Source organism: Citrobacter sp. CK185, assembly GCF_030333565.1.
Taxonomy (GTDB): Bacteria; Pseudomonadota; Gammaproteobacteria; order Enterobacterales; family Enterobacteriaceae; genus Citrobacter_B; species Citrobacter_B koseri.
Map to the genome: position 1 here is coordinate 266,735 of NZ_JAOWFR010000026.1, position 21,825 is coordinate 288,559.

Below are 21,825 nucleotides of genomic sequence, written 5' to 3' on the forward strand. Positions count from 1 at the left end.
ACTCCGTTACGGATGAAAAGTACGCAAACAGTTCATTTTAAGCAAAGGAATGCTTTACAGCGGCGTGTCATTTGATATGATGCGCCCCGCTTCCCAACAGGAAGCAGGCCAGTACAAAGCATTACCCCGTGGTGGGGTTCCCGAGCGGCCAAAGGGAGCAGACTGTAAATCTGCCGTCATCGACTTCGAAGGTTCGAATCCTTCCCCCACCACCATCTCTTCGCAAGACCTCTACAATTTGAATTACCCTGGTGGGGTTCCCGAGTGGCCAAAGGGAGCAGACTGTAAATCTGCCGTCATCGACTTCGAAGGTTCGAATCCTTCCCCCACCACCATTATTTCCTGAAAGCACACAAACTACTTTTAATAATCTTGCCTCATATTCTGCCCTCACGGGGAAGGATGAGAAGCTTCGACTAAGGTTCGATTCGAGCGGAAGCGAGAAAGCGTTGCCGAAGGCAACGACCCGAAGGGCGAGGCGCAACGCGCCGAGTAATCCTTCCCCCACCACCATTACTTATCTGTTGCACCCCAGCCAAATTAAATTCCTGTGTTCCATATTTTGCCCGGTGGCACTCCGTTTACCGGGCCTACATGATTACATAACCACATCTTATGTCCGATCGTAGGCCGGATAAGGCGCAGCCGCCATCCGGCAGACAGGCATAAAAAAACCCTGCCGAAGCAGGGTTTAGCCGCACGCAAAGCCGTATCAGCGACGGGCGCGCACGACCTGGTATTTACGCGTCAGGTACTCGACCGGCGCGCTCCAGATGTGAACCAGGCGCGAGAACGGGAACAGCAGGAACAACGTCATCCCCAGCACCAGGTGCAGGCGGAAAATGAACGCTACGCCCTCTAAATGCTCAGACGCGCCGCCGTGGAACGTCACCACAGATTGCGCCCATCCCACCAGTTTCATCATTTCGCTACCGTCCATATGTTGCGCAGAGAACGGAATAGTCAGCAGTCCCAGCGCGCACTGAATCACCAGCAGAGAAAGGATCAAAATATCCGCTCCCGTGGTCGTTGCACGCACGCGTGGGCTGAACAGACGGCGTTTGAGCAGCAGTACGCCACCAACCAGCGTCATCACGCCACAGGCGCCGCCTGCAATCATCGCCATTTTCTGCTTCACTTCAATCGGCAGGAACGCTTCGTACATCCAGTGCGGCGTCAGCATCCCCAGGAAGTGACCCGCGAAGATCCCCAGAATACCGAAGTGGAACAGGTTCGAAGCCAGGTTCATCCCTTTGCGATCCAGCATCTGGCTGGAAGCCGCACGCCAGGTGTACTGACCGTAGTCATAGCGCAGCCAGCTGCCAATCAGGAACACTGACCCGGCAATGTACGGATAGATATCAAAGAAGAACATATTCAGGAAGTGCATTATTGCTGTCCTCCGGTGGTGATATTCAAATATTGCGGAGCGACAGCCCCGGCAAAACGACGCTGGTGAGCGGAAATCTCCGACTCGCCGCAACCCTGCTCAGCAAAGAATTTCACCTGTTCTTCTTCCCAGACGGCATCCAGTGCTTGCGGGGTATCGTCACGGACTTCATCCGCAATTTTCTCTGCCACTTTGTCGCTGTCGATAACGGTATTAGCCAGCTTCAGCAGCAGATCGAACAGCACCGCATAGCGACTTTCCCGCTGTTGCAGACGTGCGCCCAGCAACGCCAGAATCGGCGCGATGTCCTGCAAGCCGCCAAGCGCGTCGTTTTTCGGCAACTGCGCCAGATACTCCAGATACAGCGGCAAATGGTCAGGCAACTCACGACTGTCGAGTTGCAGGCCGTGCTGCTCGTACTGCGCCATTAAATCGACCATTGCCTGGCCGCGATCGCGGGATTCGCCATGAACATGCTCAAACAGCAACAGCGACGTGGCGCGACCGCGATCAAACAGTTCGCTGTAGCTTGCCTGTACATCCAGCATCTCCTGCGCAGTGAGATCGCGCAGGAAAACCGCCAGACTCTGAGCATCTTCTTTATCCAGGTTTTCGGATGACGCGAGTGCATCGAAAAGTTCCTGTTGATGCTGCCATAAGGCAGCATCCGGGTACTCGAGCAGACGCGAAACAATGACGAGTTCAATCATTGGTGCGGCTCCGTTTTGCTGCTCACATCGATGGCATCAATGCGGCGGCTGTTGAACAGGTTGAATTTGGTATCTGAACCGTGGCAACCATCGCCGAACGTAAAGCCGCAACCGCTTTTCTCCGGGAACGCCTCACGCGCCAGCTCACGATGGCTGCTCGGGATAACGAAACGGTCTTCATAGTTCGCAATTGCCAGGTAACGGTACATTTCCTGCGCCTGCGCTTCGCTCAGACCCACTTCTTCCAGCGCGCGGGTATCCAGTTTACCGTCAACGGTTTCCGCACGTTTGTAGTGACGCATCGCCAGCATACGTTTCAGCGCCAGCAGTACCGGCTGGGTATCGCCTGCGGTCAGCAGGTTCGCCAGGTACTGAACCGGGATACGCAGGCTTTCCACGTCCGGCAGGATGCCGTTGCTGCCCAGTTCACCTGCGTCCGCCGCAGACTGGATCGGTGACAGCGGCGGCACGTACCAGACCATCGGCAGCGTACGGTATTCCGGGTGCAGCGGCAGCGCCAGCTTCCAGTCCATCGCCATTTTGTAAACCGGGGACTGCTGCGCCGCATCGATAACGCTCTGCGGAACGCCGTCTTTCAGCGCTTGTTCAATGACCGCCGGATCGTTCGGATCGAGGAACACATCCAGTTGGCGCTGATACAGATCTTTCTCGTTCTCCGTGCTGGCTGCGCTTTCAATCGCATCGGCGTCATACAGCAGCACGCCAAGGTAACGGATACGACCCACGCAGGTTTCGGAACATACGGTCGGTTGACCCGCTTCAATACGCGGATAGCAGAAAATACACTTCTCGGACTTCCCGCTCTTCCAGTTGAAGTAGATCTTCTTGTACGGGCAACCGGTGATGCACATACGCCAGCCGCGGCATTTGTCCTGATCAATCAGGACGATGCCGTCCTCTTCACGCTTGTAGATGGCGCCGCTCGGGCAGGTCGCCACGCACGCCGGGTTGAGGCAGTGCTCGCACAGACGCGGCAGATACATCATAAAGGTGTTTTCGAACTGGCCGTACATCGCCTTCTGCATGTTTTCGAAGTTCTGGTCTTTGGCGCGTTTTTCAAATTCGCCGCCCAGAATTTCTTCCCAGTTCGGACCGCTGGTGATTTTGTTCATCCGCTGACCGGTGATCAGCGAGCGCGGGCGCGCAATCGGCTGATGCTTGCTTTCCGGCGCGGTATGCAGGTTCTGGTAGTCGTAATCAAACGGCTCGTAGTAATCATCAATGCCCGGCAGATGCGGGTTAGCGAAGATTTTACCCAGCAGCATCGCACGGTTGCCCATGCGAGGTTGCAGTTTGCCGTTAATTTTACGGACCCAGCCGCCTTTCCATTTTTCCTGATTTTCCCAGTCGTTCGGGAAACCGACGCCAGGCTTACTTTCCACGTTATTGAACCAGGCGTATTCCATACCTTCACGGCTGGTCCAGACGTTTTTACAGGTCACTGAACAGGTGTGGCAGCCGATGCATTTATCGAGATTCAGCACCATGCCGACTTGTGAACGAATTTTCATTTTACGCTCTCCTGTACCTGGTCATTGCCTTCGCCATCCAACCAGTTAATGTTCTTCATCTTACGCACCACAACAAACTCATCGCGGTTTGAACCGACCGTACCGTAGTAGTTAAAGCCGTAGGCCAGCTGCGCATAGCCGCCGATCATGTGGGTCGGCTTCGGCGTGATACGGGTTACCGAGTTGTGAATACCGCCGCGCTGCTGGGTAATTTCTGAACCCGGCAGGTTAACGATACGTTCCTGCGCGTGGTACATCATGGTCATCCCGGCCGGAACACGCTGGCTTACCACCGCGCGTGCCGTCAGCGCACCGTTGCTGTTAAAGACCTCGATCCAGTCGTTATCTTCAATACCCAGATCTTTGGCATCGGTTTCGCTCATCCAGACAATCGGCCCACCGCGCGACAGCGTCAGCATCAGCAGGTTGTCGCTGTAGGTAGAGTGGATACCCCACTTCTGGTGCGGCGTCAGGAAGTTGAGTGCTTTTTCCGGGTTGCCGTTAGATTTCTCACCCATCACCGCTTTCACTGAACGCGTGTCGATTGGCGGACGGTAAACCAGCAGGCTTTCGCCAAAGTCACGCATCCACTGATGATCCTGATACAGGGACTGGCGGCCAGACAGCGTACGCCACGGAATCAGCTCGTGAACGTTGGTATAACCGGCATTGTAAGAGACGTGTTCATCTTCCAGGCCAGACCAGGTCGGGCTGGAGATAATTTTGCGCGGCTGCGCCTGAATATCGCGGAAGCGGATTTTCTCTTCTTCTTTATTGGTCGCCAGATGCGTATGGTCACGACCGGTGAACTCACTCAGCGCTGCCCAGGCTTTCACCGCTACGTGGCCGTTAGTTTCCGGCGCCAGCGTGAGGATCATCTCGGCGGCATCAATCGCGGTATTCAGCATCGGCTGGCCTTTTGCCGGGCCTTCAGCTTTGGTGTAATTGAGCTTGCGCAGCAAATCCATTTCGCTCTGAGTGTTCCAGGCGATGCCTTTGCCACCGTTGCCGATTTTCTCCATCAGCGGGCCGATAGAGGTAAAGCGCTCATACGTCGCCGGGTAGTCGCGTTCCACCGGAATGATGTGCGGCGCGGTTTTACCTGGGATCAGGTCGCATTCGCCTTTTTTCCAGTCTTTCACGTCCAGCGGCTGCGCCAGTTCGGCAGCGGAGTCGTGCTGAATCGGCAGCGTCACCACATCGGTTTCTTTGCCAAGGTGTCCCACGCAGACTTCAGAGAATTTCTTCGCGATGCCTTTATAGATTTCCCAGTCGCTTTTCGATTCCCAGGCCGGGTCAACGGCGGCAGACAACGGGTGAATAAACGGATGCATATCCGAGGTATTCATGTCGTCTTTTTCATACCAGGTGGCGGTCGGCAGTACGATGTCGGAGTACAGGCAGGTGCTCGACAGACGGAAGTCCAGCGTCACCACCAGGTCCAGTTTGCCGTCAAGACCGTTATCCTGCCATTCCACTTCTTCCGGCTTCACGCCGCCCTGCATACCCAGATCTTTGCCCTGAATACCGTTTTCCGTACCCAGCAGGTACTTCAGCATGTACTCATGCCCTTTACCGGATGAACCAAGCAGGTTCGAACGCCAGATAAACAGGTTACGCGGGTGATTTTTCCCGTTTTCCGGCTGTTCCGCCGCAAAACGAATCGAGCCTTCTTTCAGCGATTTCACGGTGTAATCCACCGCCGTCATCCCGGCTTTTTCCGCTTCACGCGCGATGTACAGCGGGTTGGTGCCCAGCTGCGGCGCAGACGGCAGCCAGCCCATGCGTTCAGCACGCACGTTGAAGTCGATCAGATGACCGCTGTAGCGGGATTTATCCGCCATTGGCGACAGCAGTTCCTGCGCGGTAACCGTCTCGTAGCGCCACTGGCTGGAGTGGTTATAGAAATAGGAGGTGCTGTTCATGTGACGCGCCGGACGCTGCCAGTCAAGAGCAAACGCCAGCGGCTGCCAGCCAGTCTGCGGACGCAGTTTTTCCTGGCCGACATAGTGCGCCCAGCCGCCGCCGCTCTGACCGATACAGCCGCAGAACACCAGCATGTTGATAAGCCCACGATAGTTCATATCGAGGTGATACCAGTGGTTCAGACCGGCGCCAACGATGATCATTGAACGACCATGCGTCTTATCGGCGTTATCTGCAAATTCACGGGCGATACGGGTGATTTGCGCACGCGGTACGCCGGTTATCTGCTCTGCCCACGCCGGAGTATAGGCTTTAATGTCGTCGTAGCTGGTTGCGCAGTTTTCGTCGTTCAGACCGCGTTCCAGGCCATAGTTCGCCATCGTCAGATCGTAAACGGTAGTCACCAGCGCGGTGGTTCCGTCCGCCAGTTGCAGGCGTTTCACCGGCAGCTTGTGCAACAGAACGTTTTGCAGCTCGACTTTGTTGAAGTGTTCAGTGCCTTCACCGCCAAAGTACGGGAAGCCCACTTCTGCGATATCGTCCTGGCTACCCAGCAGACTGAGTTGCAGTTCGGTTTCTTCGCCTGACGTACCGTCACGCTGTTCGAGGTTCCATTTGCCCTTTTCGCCCCAACGGAAGCCAATAGAACCGTTCGGCGCAACCATATCGCCGCGGGTGTTGATGGCAACGGTTTTCCATTCCGGGTTGTTTTCCTGACCCAGCGCGTCAATAAGATCGGCGGCGCGCAGCATACGGCCAGCGGCATAGTAACCGTCGCGTTCTTCAAGCATCACCAGCATCGGCATGTCGGTATAGCGACGGACGTAATCGGTAAAATACTGGCTCGGGTTATCAAGGTGGAATTCACGCAGCATGACGTGGCCCATCGCCAGCGCCATCGCGGCGTCAGTCCCCTGCTTCGGTGCCAGCCACAGGTCGCACAGCTTGGCGATTTCAGCGTAGTCAGGCGTAACGGCAACCGTTTTGGTGCCTTTGTAACGCACTTCAGTAAAGAAGTGGGCATCCGGGGTACGGGTCTGCGGAACGTTAGAACCCCAGGCGATGATGTAGCTGGAGTTGTACCAGTCAGCGGATTCCGGTACGTCCGTCTGCTCGCCCCAGGTCTGCGGAGACGCAGGCGGCAGGTCGCAGTACCAGTCGTAGAAGCTCAGGCAAGTCCCGCCGATCAGAGACAGGTAACGCGCGCCGGATGCGTAAGAGACCATCGACATTGCCGGAATCGGCGAGAAGCCCGCCACGCGATCGGGACCGTAATTTTTGATGGTATAAACGTTGGATGCCGCAATCAGTTCGTTCACTTCCTGCCAGGAAGAACGAACGAAGCCACCACGACCACGCGCTTGTTTGAAGCTTTTTGCTTTATCGGCGTCTTCGATGATGGAAGCCCAGGCTTCTACCGGATCGCTGTGCAGTTTTTTCGCATCACGCCACATTTTCATCAGGCGCTTACGCATCAGCGGATATTTCAGGCGGTTTGCGCTGTAGAGATACCAGGAGTAGCTCGCGCCGCGCGGGCAGCCGCGAGGTTCATGGTTCGGCATATCCGGGCGGGTACGCGGGTAGTCTGTCTGCTGTGTTTCCCAGGTGACCAGACCGTTTTTCACATAAATTTTCCAGCTGCAAGAGCCGGTACAGTTTACTCCGTGGGTTGAACGCACGACTTTGTCATGCTGCCAACGTTGGCGGTATCCATCCTCCCAGTCCCGGTTTGTTTCGAGAAGCTGGCCGTGCCCATCGGCAAAGGTTTCGCCCTTCTGTTTGAAGTAGCGAAACCGGTCCAGGAATTTACTCATCGGGTTTCTCCTGTTTGGAGCCTGACGGCTCTCTGATAAATCGACATTGCTGGATTGGCTGTGAAGGTAACGCTCTGAAAGGGCGTCAGAATTGATAACGATCAAGGCAGACGGGGATGAAAATCGGGGGTATTTTTTGACATACCCCTTAAGGAGGATGATTTTTATTCATTCAACATGCTGATTAATATGAATATTTTTAAATTCATCCATTATGTAAATGTTAAATTCTTTATAAGTGGGTATTAAGGGGTATGCCCCCTGCAAGGCATAAATGAACGCCGTTCTGACAAACCGGCGCTGTTTATTTATAAATAAGTATGTTGTAACTAAAAACAGGCAAAAAAAAGCGCGGTCTAACGCCGCGCAATGGATAATCAAACAATTACTTTTTTATTTTTTAGAATGACGTCCGTATACCGCCCAGGTGATGACTACGCAGGCGATATAGAAAATCAGGAACACTTTCATCGCATCGACCGGTGAGCCGGTTAATGCCAGAGATGTCCCGAATGCTTTCGGAATAAAGAAACCGCCGATTGCGCCAATCGCAGAGATAAAGCCCAATGCGGCTGCGGTATCGGTCGCGGCTTCACGCAGCGCTTTCTCTTCAGAACCCCCTTCCGCTTTAACCCTGTCCATCGTCAGCTTACGGAAAATAACGGAGATCATCTGGAAAGTAGACCCACTGCCCAGCCCGGCAGTCAGGAACAGCGCCAGGAAGACAACGAAGAAGGCGATAAAGCTGCCGCCCTGGCCGTTAGAAGGCAAGGTCAGGAACAGTAAGGCGCTGAAAATCGCCATCAGCACAAAGTTAACCAGCGTCACGCGCGTTCCGCCCAGACGGTCGGAAATTGCCCCGCCCGCAGAACGGGCCAGCGCGCCGATTAACGGGCCGAAGAAGGCATAATGCAGGATCTGTACTTCCGGGAACTGCGTTTTAGACAGCATCGCAAACCCGGCGGAGAAGCCGATGAATGAACCGAACGTCGCCAGATACAGCAGGCTCATCATCCACAGGTGCCCACGTTTAAGTACCGGCAACTGATCTTTCAGCGAAGCCTTCGAGGTCGCCAGCTCATTCATACCGAACCAGGCGGCCAGGGTGAAAATGGCCAGGAACGGCACCCAAATCCAGGCGGCGTTCGCCAGATACAGCTGCGAACCGTCCGGCTGTTCCACACCGTGACTGCCAAATACGGCAAAGACAGACAACGAGACCACCAGCGGCGCGACCAGCTGCATAACGCTCACGCCCATGTTGCCTAAACCGCCGTTCAGACCCAGCGCACCGCCCTGTTTCTGTTTTGGAAAGAAGAAGCTGATGTTAGCCATGCTGGAGGCAAAGTTCGCGCCGGCAAAACCGCACAGCAGAGAAATCAGAATAAAGGTGCTAAACGGCGTGGAGGTGTCCTGCACGGCAAAACCTAACCATACGCAAGGAATGACCAGAATCCCGGTGCTGAACGCCGTCCAGCGGCGGCCGCCAAACAGAGGAACCATAAAGGAGTACGGCACACGCAGTAATGCGCCAGAAACAGACGGCAAGGCGGTCAGCATGAACAGCTGATCGGTGGTGAAGTTAAAACCGACCTTCGGTAAATTCACCGCGACAGCGCTGAATAACATCCATACACAAAACGCCAGCAGCAAACAGGGGACGGAAATCCACAGGTTGCGGCTGGCAACACGATGACCACGCTGTTCCCAGAAAGCGGGATCTTCCGGCCGCCATTCTGTGATTACAGCTCCAGATGCCCTTTCGGGGGCAGATGAGTGACTCATAGACACCTCTGTTACTCGATTCGATGTCTGCCACATTAGGGTTTACAGCCGGGGGTAAGTTGATATAAATCAAAGGAAAAGCCGTCATTATTCGCGGCTAAAAATTATCATGCCCCTTAGTGAGTAGGCTTTGTCGACAAAAAAGATGTGGTTTTTCACGGTGCTGTATAACCCTACCCCCCGGCTTCGCGATCCCCTCCCACCACCAGCAATTAAGAGGTAACTCGTTATAGGTATGGGTATACTCCAGGGTATGGCTGAGAATAACGTCACTGTCGAAACGCCCCTCGGTGAGCATCCCGGCAGAATCGTCATTCATTAAGGTTTCCTGAGCAGGAAGCCTGAAGGAAGAAGTCTACATGTTTAAACGTTGTCTCTCTCCACTCACGCTGGTCAACCAACTGGCGCTTATTGTTCTCCTGTCCACCGCTATCGGTGTGGCGGGCATGGCTATCTCTGGCTGGCTGGTTCAGGGCGTACAAGGCAGCGCCCATGCGATCAACAAGGCCGGTTCGCTGCGTATGCAGAGCTATCGCCTGCTGGCAGCAGTGCCGCTGAGCGCCCACGACCAAAAACTGCTGGATGAGATGAAACAGACGGCGTTCAGCCCTGAACTGACCCGCGCTGCGGAACGCGACGGGCAACAAGAGCAGCTTCGCGCGCTACAGGACTACTGGCATACGGAACTGGCGCCTGGGCTGCAACGCGCGCAGGACAGAAACGCCGTTGCCGGAGATGTTATGCGTTTTGTCTCCGGTCTGGATCGGTTAGTCACCGCCTTTGATCACACGACCGAGCTGCGCATTGAGCGCGTGGTGATGGTGCATCGGTTAATGGCCATCTTTATGGCGCTGCTGTTCGTCTTTACGATCATCTGGCTACGGGCGCGCCTGCTGCAACCGTGGAAACAACTGCTTTCGATGGCGCGAGCCGTCAGCCAGCGCGACTTCACCCAGCGGGCGCATATCAGCGGGCGCAATGAGATGGCGATGTTAGGCTCAGCGCTCAACAACATGTCGGAAGAGCTGGCCGAAAGTTACGCCGTACTGGAACAACGCGTGCAGGAAAAGACAGCCGGGCTGGAGCATAAAAATCAGATCCTCTCATTCCTGTGGCAGGCCAACCGCCGCCTGCATTCCCAGGTGCCGCTGTGCGAGCGCCTCTCCCCGGTGCTGAACGGCCTGCAAAACCTGACGCTGCTGCACGATATTGAACTGCGGGTTTATGACCTGGAAGATGAAGATAATCATCAGGAGTTCACCTGCCAGTCCGACAGCAGTTGTGATGACAAAGGGTGCCACCTCTGCCCGCGCGGCGCGCTGCCCGCGATCAACGGCGGCACCACGCTGAAATGGCGACTTACCGATGCCCATACGCAATACGGCATTCTGCTGGCGACGCTGCCGCACGGGCGCCATCTGAGTCACGATCAGCAGCAGATGATTGATACGCTGGTCGAGCAATTGACCGCTACGCTGGCGCTGGACAGAAATCAGGAACGCCAGCAACAGTTGATTGTGATGGAAGAGCGTGCCACCATTGCCCGCGAACTTCATGATTCTATTGCACAATCGCTCTCCTGCATGAAGATGCAGGTCAGCTGTCTGCAAATGCAGGGCGCGACGTTGCCGGAAGGCAGCCGCGAGTTGCTCAGCCAGATCCGCAACGAACTGAATACCTCCTGGGTACAGCTACGTGAACTGTTGACCACCTTCCGGTTACAGTTGACCGAACCCGGCCTGCGGCCTGCGCTGGAGGCGAGCTGTCAGGAATATAGCGCCCGATTTGGTTTTACGGTGAAGCTGGATTATCAGCTCCCGCCGCGACGGGTGCCGTCGCATCAGGCTATCCACCTGTTGCAAATTGCCCGCGAAGCGTTAAGTAACGCCCTCAAGCATTCCCATGCCGATGAGGTGGCCGTCGCCGTGGTGCAAAATGGCAATCAGGTCAAACTGACAGTAAAAGACAACGGCTGCGGCGTACCAGAAAACGCCGAGCGCAGTAACCATTATGGCATGATTATTATGCGTGACCGCGCGCAGAGCCTGCGTGGCGATTGTCGTGTACGCCGTCGTGAGACGGGCGGTACGGAAGTTGCTGTCACCTTTATTCCCGAAACAAACTTCACAGAAGTCCAAGGAGATACCCATGAGTAATCAGGAACCGGCTACCATCCTGCTGATCGACGATCATCCGATGTTACGGACCGGTGTTAAACAGCTTGTCAGCATGGCGCCCGATATTAGCGTGATCGGCGAAGCCAGTAATGGCGAGCAGGGTATTGAGCTGGCAGAGTCTCTTGATCCCGATCTGATCCTGCTGGATCTGAACATGCCGGGCATGAACGGTCTGGAAACCCTGGATAAGCTGCGTGAGAAATCACTGTCAGGCCGTATCGTGGTATTCAGCGTGTCCAATCATGAAGAAGACGTGGTGACGGCGCTGAAGCGCGGCGCAGACGGCTATCTGTTAAAAGATATGGAGCCGGAAGATCTGCTGAAAGCCTTACAGCAAGCGGCCGCTGGCGAAATGGTGCTGAGCGAAGCGTTAACGCCGGTTCTGGCCGCCAGCCTGCGGGCAAACCGCGCGACCTCTGACCGCGACGTGACCCAACTGACGCCGCGCGAACGCGATATCCTGAAGCTGATCGCCCAGGGACTGCCGAATAAAATGATCGCCCGCCGCCTGGATATCACCGAGAGTACGGTCAAAGTGCATGTGAAACATATGCTGAAGAAGATGAAGCTGAAGTCACGCGTCGAAGCGGCGGTATGGGTGCATCAGGAACGCATCTTCTGATTACTCCTCCGGGAGCAGCTTCCAGCGCGGATCGTTATCGGGCATCGCCATAAACGGTTCAGTCAGTGATAGCGTGATCTCATTGGAGGAGACACGCTGGCCCTGCTCATCTTCAACAACGACCGACAACCGCCAGCGATTTGTCGCCCCTTCGCTGCTGTCCCAGGCCGGCATGATAATGGTCCAGCCCTCTGCGCTGTCCGCCTTCGCTCCTGCCGTCAGACTCAGCGCCTGCGTATCGCCCTGCCACGTCACATGACGAACGCCATGCCGACTGCGAATCTGCACCTTCAGCGGCACCGTCTCGCCAGGCTGGAGATCCCACGGCGGCGTCGCCAGAAAAACAGTGAGCGTTTTACGCTGACGATACTCCATCGTCGGGAGATTATTGCGCTGCGGGTTGTCATAGCGACTGCCGCGCAACGACTGACTCTCCGCCACCTCGCTGGCCGACAGCTGTTTGTTCAGCGGCACGCCGAAACGGTAATTCAGGTTCAACCCCAGATTATTCTGGCTCACCCCGCTCTCGCCCTGTTTATGTTGCGCCGTCACCGTCACCAACGGCACCGGCGTGTAATTAAGCCCCAGTTTTACCGCTACCGGATTATGGTATCCCGTGCCTGAGTCAAACAGATCCACCCGTTCGCCGAAATACTGTTCCACGCTGACACTGGTGTTGAGGTGTTGATAAAACGGCATACGCATCTGCGCGGTAACATCGTAGCCGCGCGCCATACGCTGCTCTAAGGCGGTGGTCTGTTCATGCCAGGAAGCGAAAGGCTGGTAGTAATTGGCGGATAATCGCAGGTATTCGCCCCACGCTTCCGCGCCAAATCCCGCCCGTTGCAGATTTTCATCCAGCAGATTGTCATAAAAAGTGTTGTACCCTAACAGCCAGCCGTCGCGTGCCCAACGTTGGCCGATGCCGACATTACTGACCAGGCCATCGTCCTGCTGAGTCAGCCCGAGTTGACTCCAGGTCAGATACCGCGTGTTGTCCTGCCAGGGAATAAACCAGCCCCCACGACTGCCGGTAAAGCTCCCTTCGTTATCAATCCTGAGATCGACACTCGCATTCCCCCAGGGCGAAAGCCAGGACTCCAGTTGATGATTAACCTGTTCACTCACGGCGTCCCGCACCTGGCCAAACGCAAACTGACGCGCCTGCTCGCCGGTATCCAGCCCATTGTCGGTCATGCTCGCTTCGCCAAAGGCTTTCACCATCTCAGCAAACTGTTTTTCACCTTCGTGTGACTCAGGCGTCATGCCCAAATCAGGTAAACCATCCTGGTTGTTATCGAAGGGATTTTCCGCCTGTTGAATAAACGAGGATTGCGCGCTGGCAGTACCGCCTGCCAGCAGCAAGAGTATGCAAAGGGAAAGAGGGCGATAAACAATACGGCTCAAATTGTCAGCTGCTTTTATATTAAACGAATGAAATCTCACACTTAACTAAAACCATAACGTTTCCATCCGCGTTTTGCAGCCCTTTATCGCATTTTCAGGAGAATCCCAGGCTTCCGGCGGATGCCGTTTGCGCCAGCAACGCTTTCAGCTCCGGTACGCATGAGCCGCAGTTGGTGCCGCAGCGTAATGTTTTGCCCAGCGCCTGAACGGAGTCGCACCCTTGTGCGATAGCCTGCTGAATAGCACACTCCCCCACGCTAAAGCAGCTACAGATAATGCGTCCCTGGTCGGGCATCCCGCCGCCCGGTTTGCCGCTCAACAGGCCATGCCGTTCAGGGGCGTTTTCCGGCGGATGGCGGAACGCGGCAATCACCGCCGCATCGTCTGTTTCGGGTTTTATCGCATCTGACCAGAACCCCAGCATTAACTGTTCCGCCTGCCAGGCCAGAATATTCAGCCCCTGCGGCGTCTGCGCGGTCTGCAATTGCCAGCGCTGTTCGCGGCACATCGCCAGCAACCAGTCGCGATCGTCACGATCGCTTGCGAGAGTGAAACGCGCCACGCCTTCCGCCGCTTTACGCCACCAGTGAACAAAAGGAGGAAAGGTTATCTCTTCGCGGATGAACAGCTCCCCCTGCCAGCGCGGCTGCCACGGCGTGATGCGCACCGCCGTTTGTTTACTCTCCGGCTGCCCTGATTGAGGATCGCAGACGGGCGCGACCAGCGCATTCACCCTTCCCTGACGGGCAAAGCGATTATTCCAGTGCATCGGCGTAAACGCCGTCCCTTCCCGCAAGCCGGCCTGAATCACCACTCTGGCGACCATTACCCCGCGCGAAGAGCTGATACGGCCAAATGCGCCATCCACCAGGTGAAAACGGGCGGCATCGGACGGTGAAACCTCAACAATCGGTTCGCTAATGTGCTGCATAAGCCGAACCACCGTTCCGGTTCGGGTCATGGTGTGCCACTGATCGCGCAGGCGACCGCTGTTTAAAATAAGCGGATAGAGCGCGTCACAGCGCGTTCTCATGCCCTCCGGTTCAACGGGCACCAGCCGCAGACGCTTATTGCGATGCCAGCCGCGAGCCAGGTCCAGCGCTCCGTGGTGACGGCTGACCGGCCAGCGGACAGGCGCCATTTCATCCCACGCCGCGCGGTTCAGATCCGCCAGCGCGCCAATATCAAACGCGCGGTCGCCGTCATTTTCAAACCCCGACAGCGCAGCGTGTTCCCGAAAGACATCCCACGCATCCTGCCAGGCGAATGCCTCACCAAAGCCGAGTTGTTTCGCCATCTGCGCGACAATCCACCAGTCTGCTCTGGCCTCGCCGGGGGCGGTTAAAAATGCGCGCTGACGCGAGATGCACCGTTCAGAGTTGGTGACGGTGCCGTTTTTCTCCCCCCAGGCCAGCGCCGGAAACCGGATATGCGCCAGTCGACTGGTATCGGTATCGGCCACCACCTCCGAGACAATGACCAACGGGCAGGCAGACAGCGCCTGACAGACGGCATGAGTGTCCGGCAGCGATACCGCCGGATTCGTGCCCATGATCCACACCGCCTTCACCTCACCGCGCGCGATAGCGTCGAACAGATCCACCGCCATCAACCCTGGCGTCTGCGCCAGCCGCTCCGTGCCCCAGAAACGGGCAACCCGCGACAGATCCTGCGGCTCAAAATTCATGTGCGCCGCCAGCTGTGTCGCCAGCCCGCCGACTTCACGCCCTCCCATCGCATTTGGCTGTCCGGTCAGCGAAAAGGGCCCGCAGCCTTCCCGCCCGTATTTACCGCTGGCAAGGTGTACATTAATGATCGCGTTACATTTATCACTGCCGCTGGCGGACTGGTTAATCCCCATCGTGTAAAGAGTGATTGCGCGCGGCGCGGTCAGAAAACCATCATAAAACCGGCGGATTTCCGCGGGTTCCAGACCACAAAATTGCGCGACTCGCTCAACAGGCCAGCGGCTGGCGCGGGCAAACGCCGCCTGCGCATCATCAAAATCGACGTCATATTCGCCGCTTGTCGCGATGGCGTGCAGCAGCCCGACAAACAGCCCGCCATCGCTGCCGGGCGTCAGAGCCAGGTGCATATCCGCAATATCACAGGTGGCGGTGCGCCGGGGATCAATCACCACCACTTTCATAGACGGGTTCTCTTTTCGCGCCTGCACCAGGCGCTGATAGAGCACCGGATGCGTCCACGCCGCGTTCGAGCCGACCAGAATCACCAGATCGCTGCGCTCTATATCTTCGTAGCTGCATGGCACCACATCCGCGCCAAACGCGCGTTTGTAGCCCGTAACGGCTGACGACATGCACAGGCGTGAATTGGTATCGATATTGGCCGCACCGATGAATCCCTTCATCAGTTTATTCGCCGCATAGTAGTCTTCCGTCAGCAGTTGTCCCGAGGCGTAGAAAGCCACCGACGTTGGGCCATATTGCGCGATGATGCTGCGCAGGCGCTCGCCCGCCGTGTTCAGCGCCTGCTGCCAGCTTACCGTTTCACCGTTAACCTGCGGGTGTAATAACCGCCCGGTCAGTCCGGTGGTTTCCCCCAGCGCGGCGCCTTTCACACACAGTCGCCCAAAATTGGCCGGGTGATCGGGATCGCCCTGAACCGTGACGCCCTGTTCGCTGACGCGGGCGATCACCCCACAGCCGACGCCGCAGTAAGGGCACGTTGTCCGGGTTTCATTCATGACGCCTCCGCACGCAGCAGTAGCGCCTGATTCCCTACCCATACCTTGCCTGCTTCGACTTTCACCGGCCAGGCGCGCACAACGGGCTCACCGCTGTCATACTGCCGACCATCGCGCAGGCGAATACGCTGTTTGTAGAGCGGTGAAATGACAACGGGCTCACCGCCGGCATCCCCCAGAATTCCCCGGGAAAGCACGTTTGCGTCGCTGCCGGGTTCATGGTTATCAAGGGCGTAAATCGTCTGACCAAAGCGGAACAGCGCAATTTGCAGGTTGCCTAGACGGGCGCCAATGCCCGCCTGCTCGGGGATCTCCTCCAGTTGACAAACCTCCTGCCAGGGTTTTGTCGGCAGGATGGCTCTCGCTGGCGCCGCCGGTTTCGCCAGCTGCGGCTGTCCACGTAGCATCTGGCGCGCTACGGCTTCATCCGGTTCGTCACCGTTCACGCTGGTGCGGAACAGCGCCAGACGCTGCGGATCGTTCAGCGTGGTTTGCCATTCACACTGGTATGTTTCCACAATCCGCGCCATCTCCTGTTCAAGCTCCTCGCCGATACCCAGGCTGTCGTGTATAACCACCTCGCGCAGATAGTCGATGCCCCCTTCAAGATTATCCATCCAGGTGCTGGTGCGTTGCAGGCGATCGGCGGTACGGATATAGAACATCAGGAAGCGATCCACGAATTTAATCAGCGTGGCGTCATCCAGATCGCTGGCGAACAAATCCGCATGACGCGGCTTCATACCGCCGTTTCCGCAGACATACAGGTTCCAGCCCTTATCGGTGGCGATCACGCCAACGTCTTTCCCCTGCGCTTCGGCACACTCGCGGGTACAGCCGGAGACCGCCATTTTGATTTTGTGCGGGGCGCGCAGTCCCTTGTAGCGGTTCTCCAGCGTGACGGCCAGACCGGTTGAATCCTGAACGCCATAGCGACACCAGGTTGACCCGACGCAGGATTTCACCGTGCGCAACGACTTCCCGTAGGCGTGCCCGGTTTCAAAACCGGCGGCAACCAGATCGCGCCAGATATCCGGCAGTTGTTCGAGGCGCGCACCAAACAAGTCGATACGCTGCCCGCCGGTAATTTTGCTGTAGAGCTGATAACGTTTGGCGATTTCGCCAATGGCGATCAGCCCATCCGGCGTCACCTCGCCTGCCGCCATGCGCGGTACGACGGAATACGAACCGTCTTTCTGGATATTGGCAAAATAACGATCGTTGGTGTCCTGCAACGGCAGATGCGCAGGTTTTAGCAGATACTCATTCCAGCAGGAGGCCAGCACCGAGCCCACCAGCGGTTTGCAAATCTCACAACCATGCCCGCGACCATAGCGGCTAATCAGCTGCTCAAAGGTGTGGATGCGGTTCACCCGCACCAGGTGGTAAATCTCCTGTCGCGAGTACGCGAAGTGTTCGCAGATATCCTTTTTAACCTCCACGCCCTGTGCCGCCAGCTGGAACTCCATCACCTGTTTCACCAGCGCGCTGCACCCACCGCAGCCGGTTGCCGCTTTGGTGCACTGCTTGATTGCGCCCATCTCCGTTGCGCCCGCGCTGACCGCCTGGCAAATGTCCGCCTTGCTGACGTTATGACAAGAGCATATTTGCGCGCTGTCCGGTAATGCCGCAACGCCCAACGCTTTCGGCACGCTGCCCGCCAGTGCAGGTAAAATCAGCGATTCCGGCTGCCCAGGCAGCGCCATACCGTTAAGCATCATTTGCAATAACGTGGCGTAATCCGCCGCATCACCCACCAGCACGCCGCCCAGCAGCGTCTTGCCGTCCGCGCTGACCACAATTTTTTTGTAGATTTGCTCCGGGCCATGCGTCCATTGATAGCTTTGCGCGCCTGGCGTGCGCCCCTGCGCATCGCCGAACGAGGCCACATCCACTCCCAGTAATTTGAGTTTGGTGCTCATATCCGCCCCGCTGAACGCCGCATCTTCACCGGCCAACTGCGCTGCCGCCACGCGCGCCATCTGGTAGCCCGGCGCAACCAGCCCAAACACCCTGCCGTCCCAGAGCGCACATTCACCGATGGCCAAAACATCCGCGTCAGAGGTCAGACAGTGGTTATCAATACACACCCCGCCGCGTTCTCCGACATGAAGTCCGGCGCCGCGCGCCAGCGCATCCTGCGGGCGAATACCGGCAGAAAACACCACCATATCCGTCTCCAGACGCTCACTATCCGTAAACACCAACTGTAACCCTTGCGGGGTGGAGACAATTTCCGCAGTGGATTTCGAGGTATGCACGCTCACGCCCAGCGCCTCGATTTTTTCACGCAGCATCGCCGCGCCAGCGTTATCAAGCTGAACCGCCATTAAAGATGGCGCGAACTCGACAACATGCGTCTCCAGCCCTAATTGCCGCAAAGCGTTTGCCGCCTCCAGCCCCAACAGCCCGCCGCCAATTACCACCCCACGGCGAGAGTGTTTTGCCTTCGCGGCAATCGCATCCAGATCGTCCAACGTGCGATAGACGAAACACGCCGCCGAATCACCGCCTTTCACCGGCGGAACAAAGGGATATGATCCGGTTGCCAGCACCAGTTTATCCCAGTGCGTTTCATGTCCGCTGGCGGTGCGAATAACGCGAGCATCCCGATCGATCGCCGTGACGCATTGCGACAACCGCAGCTCAATACCGTGGCGGGCAAAAAAATCGCCTTCCACCAGCGAGAGCGATTCTGCGCTGCGCCCGGCAAAATACTCCGACAGATGAACGCGGTCATAGGCGGCATAACGCTCTTCGCCAAAGACCACAATCTGATAGTCAAGATGCAGATTGCGGCTAACGCATTGCTCAAGAAAATGGTGGCCAACCATACCGTGTCCAACAACAGCCAACGTGGGTTTTGTCATAGTCACCTGTCCTGCAGCCGCAGGCTGCGTATCAAATCTGTCGAATAACCAGTCAGGATTCGCCGACGCAGCCTGCGCCAGCAAATCAGTCAACGGTGCGGCGCTGCGGCAATCGCCCATCAGCAGCACTCCCTGTAACCGTCCATTGCGGATCAGCAGACGACGGTAATGGCCGCTCAGCGGGTCAAATGTGCGCAGCAGATCATCACCTGCCGTGGCGTTTACCTCCCCGGCGCTGAACAGATCGATGCCCGTCACCTTCAGACGCGTACCGCTGTCCTGCCAGTGAAAATCAGCGCCGGGGGTTCCCGCCAGGCGAGCCGCCAGCACCTCCGCGTGTGCCAGACAGGGCGCGACCAGCCCCCAGGTCTGACCGTCGATTTCACAGCACTCGCCTATCGCGCTGATCCCCGCCACCGCCGTGCGCAGTTGCCCGTCCACCACAATTCCACGCTGACAGGGCACCCCGCTTGCCAGCGCCAGCGCCGTATTGGGTTTTACGCCAGTGGCAATCACCACGCGCGTTGCAGACAGCACGCAACCGTTCGTCAACGTGACGTCATCAGGCGTAATCCTGTCGATACCGGACGACAGCACGCAGTCAATCCCGCGTGCGTTAAGGTGTTCCGCCAGCAGTTCCCCGGCCTGCTCATCAAGCTGTTGCTCCATGAACCGATTGCCGCGATGAATTAACGTGACATTGTCACCTTTTAGTCGCAGCGCGGCAGCCGCCTCGACGCCAAGCACACCGCCGCCCAGCACGACAACCGGCCCGCAGCCATGCAGGATGCTGTCCACATCGTTAATCGTGCGAAAAGCATGCACATGGGGTAAATCAGCGCCGGGGATCGGCGGAATAAACGGAACCGAGCCGGTGGCAAACACCAGCGCATCCCACGCCAGCGTTCGACCGGTGGTGGTGGCGGTACGCGCTATCGCGTCAACGGCGATGACGGTTTCCCCCGTCAGCACCGTGACGCCGTGGCGCTGATACCACTCAGGCGGATGCAGCAGCGTCTGCGCAAAGCGCTTTTCGCCGCCCAGTACGGGCGAAAGCTGAATGCGGTTATACGCATGCTGCGGTTCTTCCCCCACCACGGTTATCGTGAAGGCCTGCGGCGCCTGCGCCAACAGCGCCTCCACCAGACGGGTGGCGGCCATCCCATTGCCGATAATGACCAGTCGCTGCGTCATACCGCCTCCCTACGCCGCCTTCAGCTGCTTTTCGTAGAGGAAGTGAAGAATCTGCTGGCGCAGCTGGTGGTATCGGCTGTCGTCAGCCAGCTGCACGCGATTACGCGGGCGAGGAAGCGTGACGGGCAAAATGTCGCCTACCGTCGCCGCCGGGCCGTTGGTCATCATCAGCACGCGATCGGAGAGCAGCACCGCTTCATCCACATCGTGGGTAATCAGCACAATGGTGGTATTGAGCGACTGCTGGATTTGCATCACCGTGTCCTGCAAATGCGCGCGCGTCAGGGCGTCCAGCGCGCCAAACGGTTCATCCATCAGCAGCACTTTGGGTTTCATCGCCAGCGCCCGGGCGATGCCGACGCGCTGCTTCATCCCCCCGGACACTTCTCCCGGATGCTTGTGCATGGCGTGCCCCATTTGCACCCGTTCAAGATTGTGTTCAATCCATTCCCGACGCTCTGTTTTCCCCATCGTGCGGCGAAAGACCCGATCAACCGCCAGCGCAACGTTATCGAAGCAGGTCAGCCACGGCAGCAGCGAGTGATTCTGGAAGACCACCGCCCTTTCCGGCCCCGGCCCGGCGATTTCCCGGTTGTCGCAAATAAGCCCCCCGTCGGTAGGGAGCGTAATTCCGGCAATCAGATTCAACAGCGTCGATTTCCCGCAGCCGGAATGCCCAATAAGGCTGACGGTTTCACCTTCATGAATGTCGAAAGAGACGTTTTGCAACGCCAGAAATTCGCCGCTGGCGGTAGAAAAACGCTGACTGACGGCCTGTACCTGAATTAACGGTTTCATGGTGTTCCCCTTATTTTTCCTGCCAGCTAAAACGACGCGCCACCAGCATTAAGCCCTGCTCCAGCAGCAGGCCAACCACGCCGATGATGACGATAGCGATGAGAATGTTTTCCACATTGAGGTTGTTCCACTCGTTCCAGATCCAAAAGCCAATGCCGAGACCGCCGGTGAGCATTTCCGCCGCCACAATCACCAGCCAGGCGATGCCGATAGACAGGCGTACGCCGGTCAGCACCGCAGGCAGAACCGCCGGAAAGAGAATACGGCGCATCACCGTCCATTCCGGGAGTTGCAGGACACGGGCAACGTTAAGGTAATCCTGTGGGATGCGGCGCACGCCTTCGGCGGTGTTGATCACCATCGGCCAGATAGAGCAGATAAAAATGGTCCAGCTTGATGCCGGTTCCGCTTTCTGAAACAGCAGCAAGCCAATTGGCAACCAGGCCAGCGGGCTGACCGGTCGCAGCAGTGCGATCAGCGGGGTAAACATGCGCGAGAAAAAAGTGAACCGGCCGATCAGGAAACCAAGCGGGATACCCACCAGCGCCGCCAGCCCAAAACCAATCGCCACGCGCTGTAGCGACGCCAGCACATTCCAGCCAATCCCCATATCATTAGGCCCACCGTTATAAAACGGGTCGGCAAACAGCGTCAGCGCGGAATCAAGGGTGCTGAGCGGCGTCGGGAAGCCTTTGCTGTTAATGGCCGCCAGTTGCCAGCCCACCACCAGCAGCGCCAGCCCCAGCAATGCGGGAACGGTTCGCTGCGCCAGCGTTCGCATCAGATGCGACAGCGGCGGATTACGCCTGCGCACCGTAACGGGCGGCAGCGTAATCACTTCACCGGCGGCGGGTTCAGGAATGCGTCTTTGCGCGTTTTGTACTGTTTTCATG

Annotated in this window: 12 protein-coding genes, 2 tRNA genes and 1 other RNA gene; 5 read left to right on the top strand and 10 right to left on the bottom strand. The window is 57.2% G+C overall.

The window, feature by feature from the left end:
* The first annotated feature begins 130 nt into the window (after positions 1-130).
* The 3 genes from OGV79_RS16055 (at position 131) to OGV79_RS16065 (ending at position 513) form a co-directional block, all read left to right on the top strand.
* Positions 131-215, top strand: a tRNA-Tyr gene (locus OGV79_RS16055).
* 35 nt (positions 216-250) lie between these two features.
* A tRNA-Tyr gene (locus OGV79_RS16060) sits at positions 251-335 on the top strand.
* 46 nt (positions 336-381) lie between these two features.
* Positions 382-513: non-coding RNA, RtT sRNA (locus tag OGV79_RS16065), on the top strand.
* Between the two features lie 199 nt (positions 514-712).
* Here the strand turns inward: OGV79_RS16065 and narI are convergent.
* The 5 genes from narI to OGV79_RS16090 all read right to left on the bottom strand — a co-directional run bounded on the left by narI (position 713) and on the right by OGV79_RS16090 (position 9,157).
* Entirely contained in the window at positions 713-1,390 is a 678-nt protein-coding gene (gene narI / locus OGV79_RS16070; protein WP_012132187.1) for a respiratory nitrate reductase subunit gamma, read from the bottom strand.
* Positions 1,390-2,100, bottom strand: a complete 711-nt coding sequence (narJ, locus tag OGV79_RS16075) for a nitrate reductase molybdenum cofactor assembly chaperone (protein ID WP_012132186.1) — start codon at positions 2,098-2,100, stop codon at positions 1,390-1,392. Before narJ ends, narI begins: the two co-directional genes overlap by 1 nt.
* Complete coding sequence (gene narH, locus OGV79_RS16080) at positions 2,097-3,632, bottom strand: nitrate reductase subunit beta (RefSeq protein ID WP_012132185.1); 1,536 nt, start codon at positions 3,630-3,632, stop codon at positions 2,097-2,099. The genes narJ and narH overlap by 4 nt, the downstream gene beginning before the upstream one ends.
* Positions 3,629-7,372, bottom strand: a complete 3,744-nt coding sequence (locus OGV79_RS16085; protein ID WP_012132184.1) for a nitrate reductase subunit alpha — start codon at positions 7,370-7,372, stop codon at positions 3,629-3,631. The genes narH and OGV79_RS16085 overlap by 4 nt, the downstream gene beginning before the upstream one ends.
* 393 nt (positions 7,373-7,765) lie before the next feature.
* Positions 7,766-9,157, bottom strand: a complete 1,392-nt coding sequence (locus OGV79_RS16090; protein ID WP_024130296.1) for a NarK family nitrate/nitrite MFS transporter — start codon at positions 9,155-9,157, stop codon at positions 7,766-7,768.
* A gap of 359 nt (positions 9,158-9,516) precedes the next feature.
* Between OGV79_RS16090 and narX the strand changes: the two genes are divergently transcribed.
* On the top strand, positions 9,517-11,313 hold the full coding sequence (gene narX, locus OGV79_RS16095) for a nitrate/nitrite two-component system sensor histidine kinase NarX (RefSeq protein WP_115609267.1): 1,797 nt from the start codon (positions 9,517-9,519) through the stop codon (positions 11,311-11,313).
* Positions 11,306-11,956 (top strand): two-component system response regulator NarL, encoded by a 651-nt coding sequence (narL, locus tag OGV79_RS16100; protein ID WP_012132179.1) that lies wholly within the window; start codon positions 11,306-11,308, stop codon positions 11,954-11,956. The genes narX and narL overlap by 8 nt, the downstream gene beginning before the upstream one ends.
* Here narL and OGV79_RS16105 read toward each other — a convergent pair whose 3' ends face one another.
* The 5 genes from OGV79_RS16105 to ntrB all read right to left on the bottom strand — a co-directional run bounded on the left by OGV79_RS16105 (position 11,957) and on the right by ntrB (position 21,824).
* Positions 11,957-13,363, bottom strand: a complete 1,407-nt coding sequence (locus OGV79_RS16105; protein ID WP_024130295.1) for a YchO/YchP family invasin — start codon at positions 13,361-13,363, stop codon at positions 11,957-11,959.
* Positions 13,364-13,457: 94 nt separating this feature from the next.
* Positions 13,458-16,070: a nitrate reductase gene (locus tag OGV79_RS16110; RefSeq protein WP_199972021.1), complete on the bottom strand. Its 2,613-nt coding sequence runs from the start codon at positions 16,068-16,070 to the stop codon at positions 13,458-13,460.
* Positions 16,067-20,134 carry a nitrite reductase large subunit NirB gene (nirB, locus tag OGV79_RS16115; RefSeq protein WP_286468701.1) on the bottom strand — a complete coding sequence of 1,356 codons (4,068 nt, stop codon included), beginning with the start codon at positions 20,132-20,134 and terminating at the stop codon, positions 16,067-16,069. Before nirB ends, OGV79_RS16110 begins: the two co-directional genes overlap by 4 nt.
* 9 nt (positions 20,135-20,143) lie before the next feature.
* Positions 20,144-20,932, bottom strand: a complete 789-nt coding sequence (locus OGV79_RS16120; protein WP_286468702.1) for an ABC transporter ATP-binding protein — start codon at positions 20,930-20,932, stop codon at positions 20,144-20,146.
* 10 nt (positions 20,933-20,942) lie between these two features.
* Entirely contained in the window at positions 20,943-21,824 is an 882-nt protein-coding gene (gene ntrB / locus OGV79_RS16125; RefSeq protein WP_012132174.1) for a nitrate ABC transporter permease, read from the bottom strand.
* Position 21,825 lies beyond the last annotated feature (1 nt).

Excerpts from the sequence above, each read along its gene's own strand:
- narH (WP_012132185.1), bottom strand. The coding sequence starts at position 3,632 with ATGAAAATTCGTTCACAAGTCGGCATGGTGCTGAATCTCGATAAATGC.
- nirB (WP_286468701.1), bottom strand. The coding sequence starts at position 20,134 with ATGACGCAGCGACTGGTCATTATCGGCAATGGGATGGCCGCCACCCGT.
- OGV79_RS16085 (WP_012132184.1), bottom strand. The coding sequence starts at position 7,372 with ATGAGTAAATTCCTGGACCGGTTTCGCTACTTCAAACAGAAGGGCGAA.
- OGV79_RS16120 (WP_286468702.1), bottom strand. The coding sequence starts at position 20,932 with ATGAAACCGTTAATTCAGGTACAGGCCGTCAGTCAGCGTTTTTCTACC.
- narJ (WP_012132186.1), bottom strand. The coding sequence starts at position 2,100 with ATGATTGAACTCGTCATTGTTTCGCGTCTGCTCGAGTACCCGGATGCT.
- narX (WP_115609267.1), top strand. The coding sequence starts at position 9,517 with ATGTTTAAACGTTGTCTCTCTCCACTCACGCTGGTCAACCAACTGGCG.
- OGV79_RS16110 (WP_199972021.1), bottom strand. The coding sequence starts at position 16,070 with ATGAATGAAACCCGGACAACGTGCCCTTACTGCGGCGTCGGCTGTGGG.
- ntrB (WP_012132174.1), bottom strand. The coding sequence starts at position 21,824 with ATGAAAACAGTACAAAACGCGCAAAGACGCATTCCTGAACCCGCCGCC.
- OGV79_RS16090 (WP_024130296.1), bottom strand. The coding sequence starts at position 9,157 with ATGAGTCACTCATCTGCCCCCGAAAGGGCATCTGGAGCTGTAATCACA.
- narL (WP_012132179.1), top strand. The coding sequence starts at position 11,306 with ATGAGTAATCAGGAACCGGCTACCATCCTGCTGATCGACGATCATCCG.
- narI (WP_012132187.1), bottom strand. The coding sequence starts at position 1,390 with ATGCACTTCCTGAATATGTTCTTCTTTGATATCTATCCGTACATTGCC.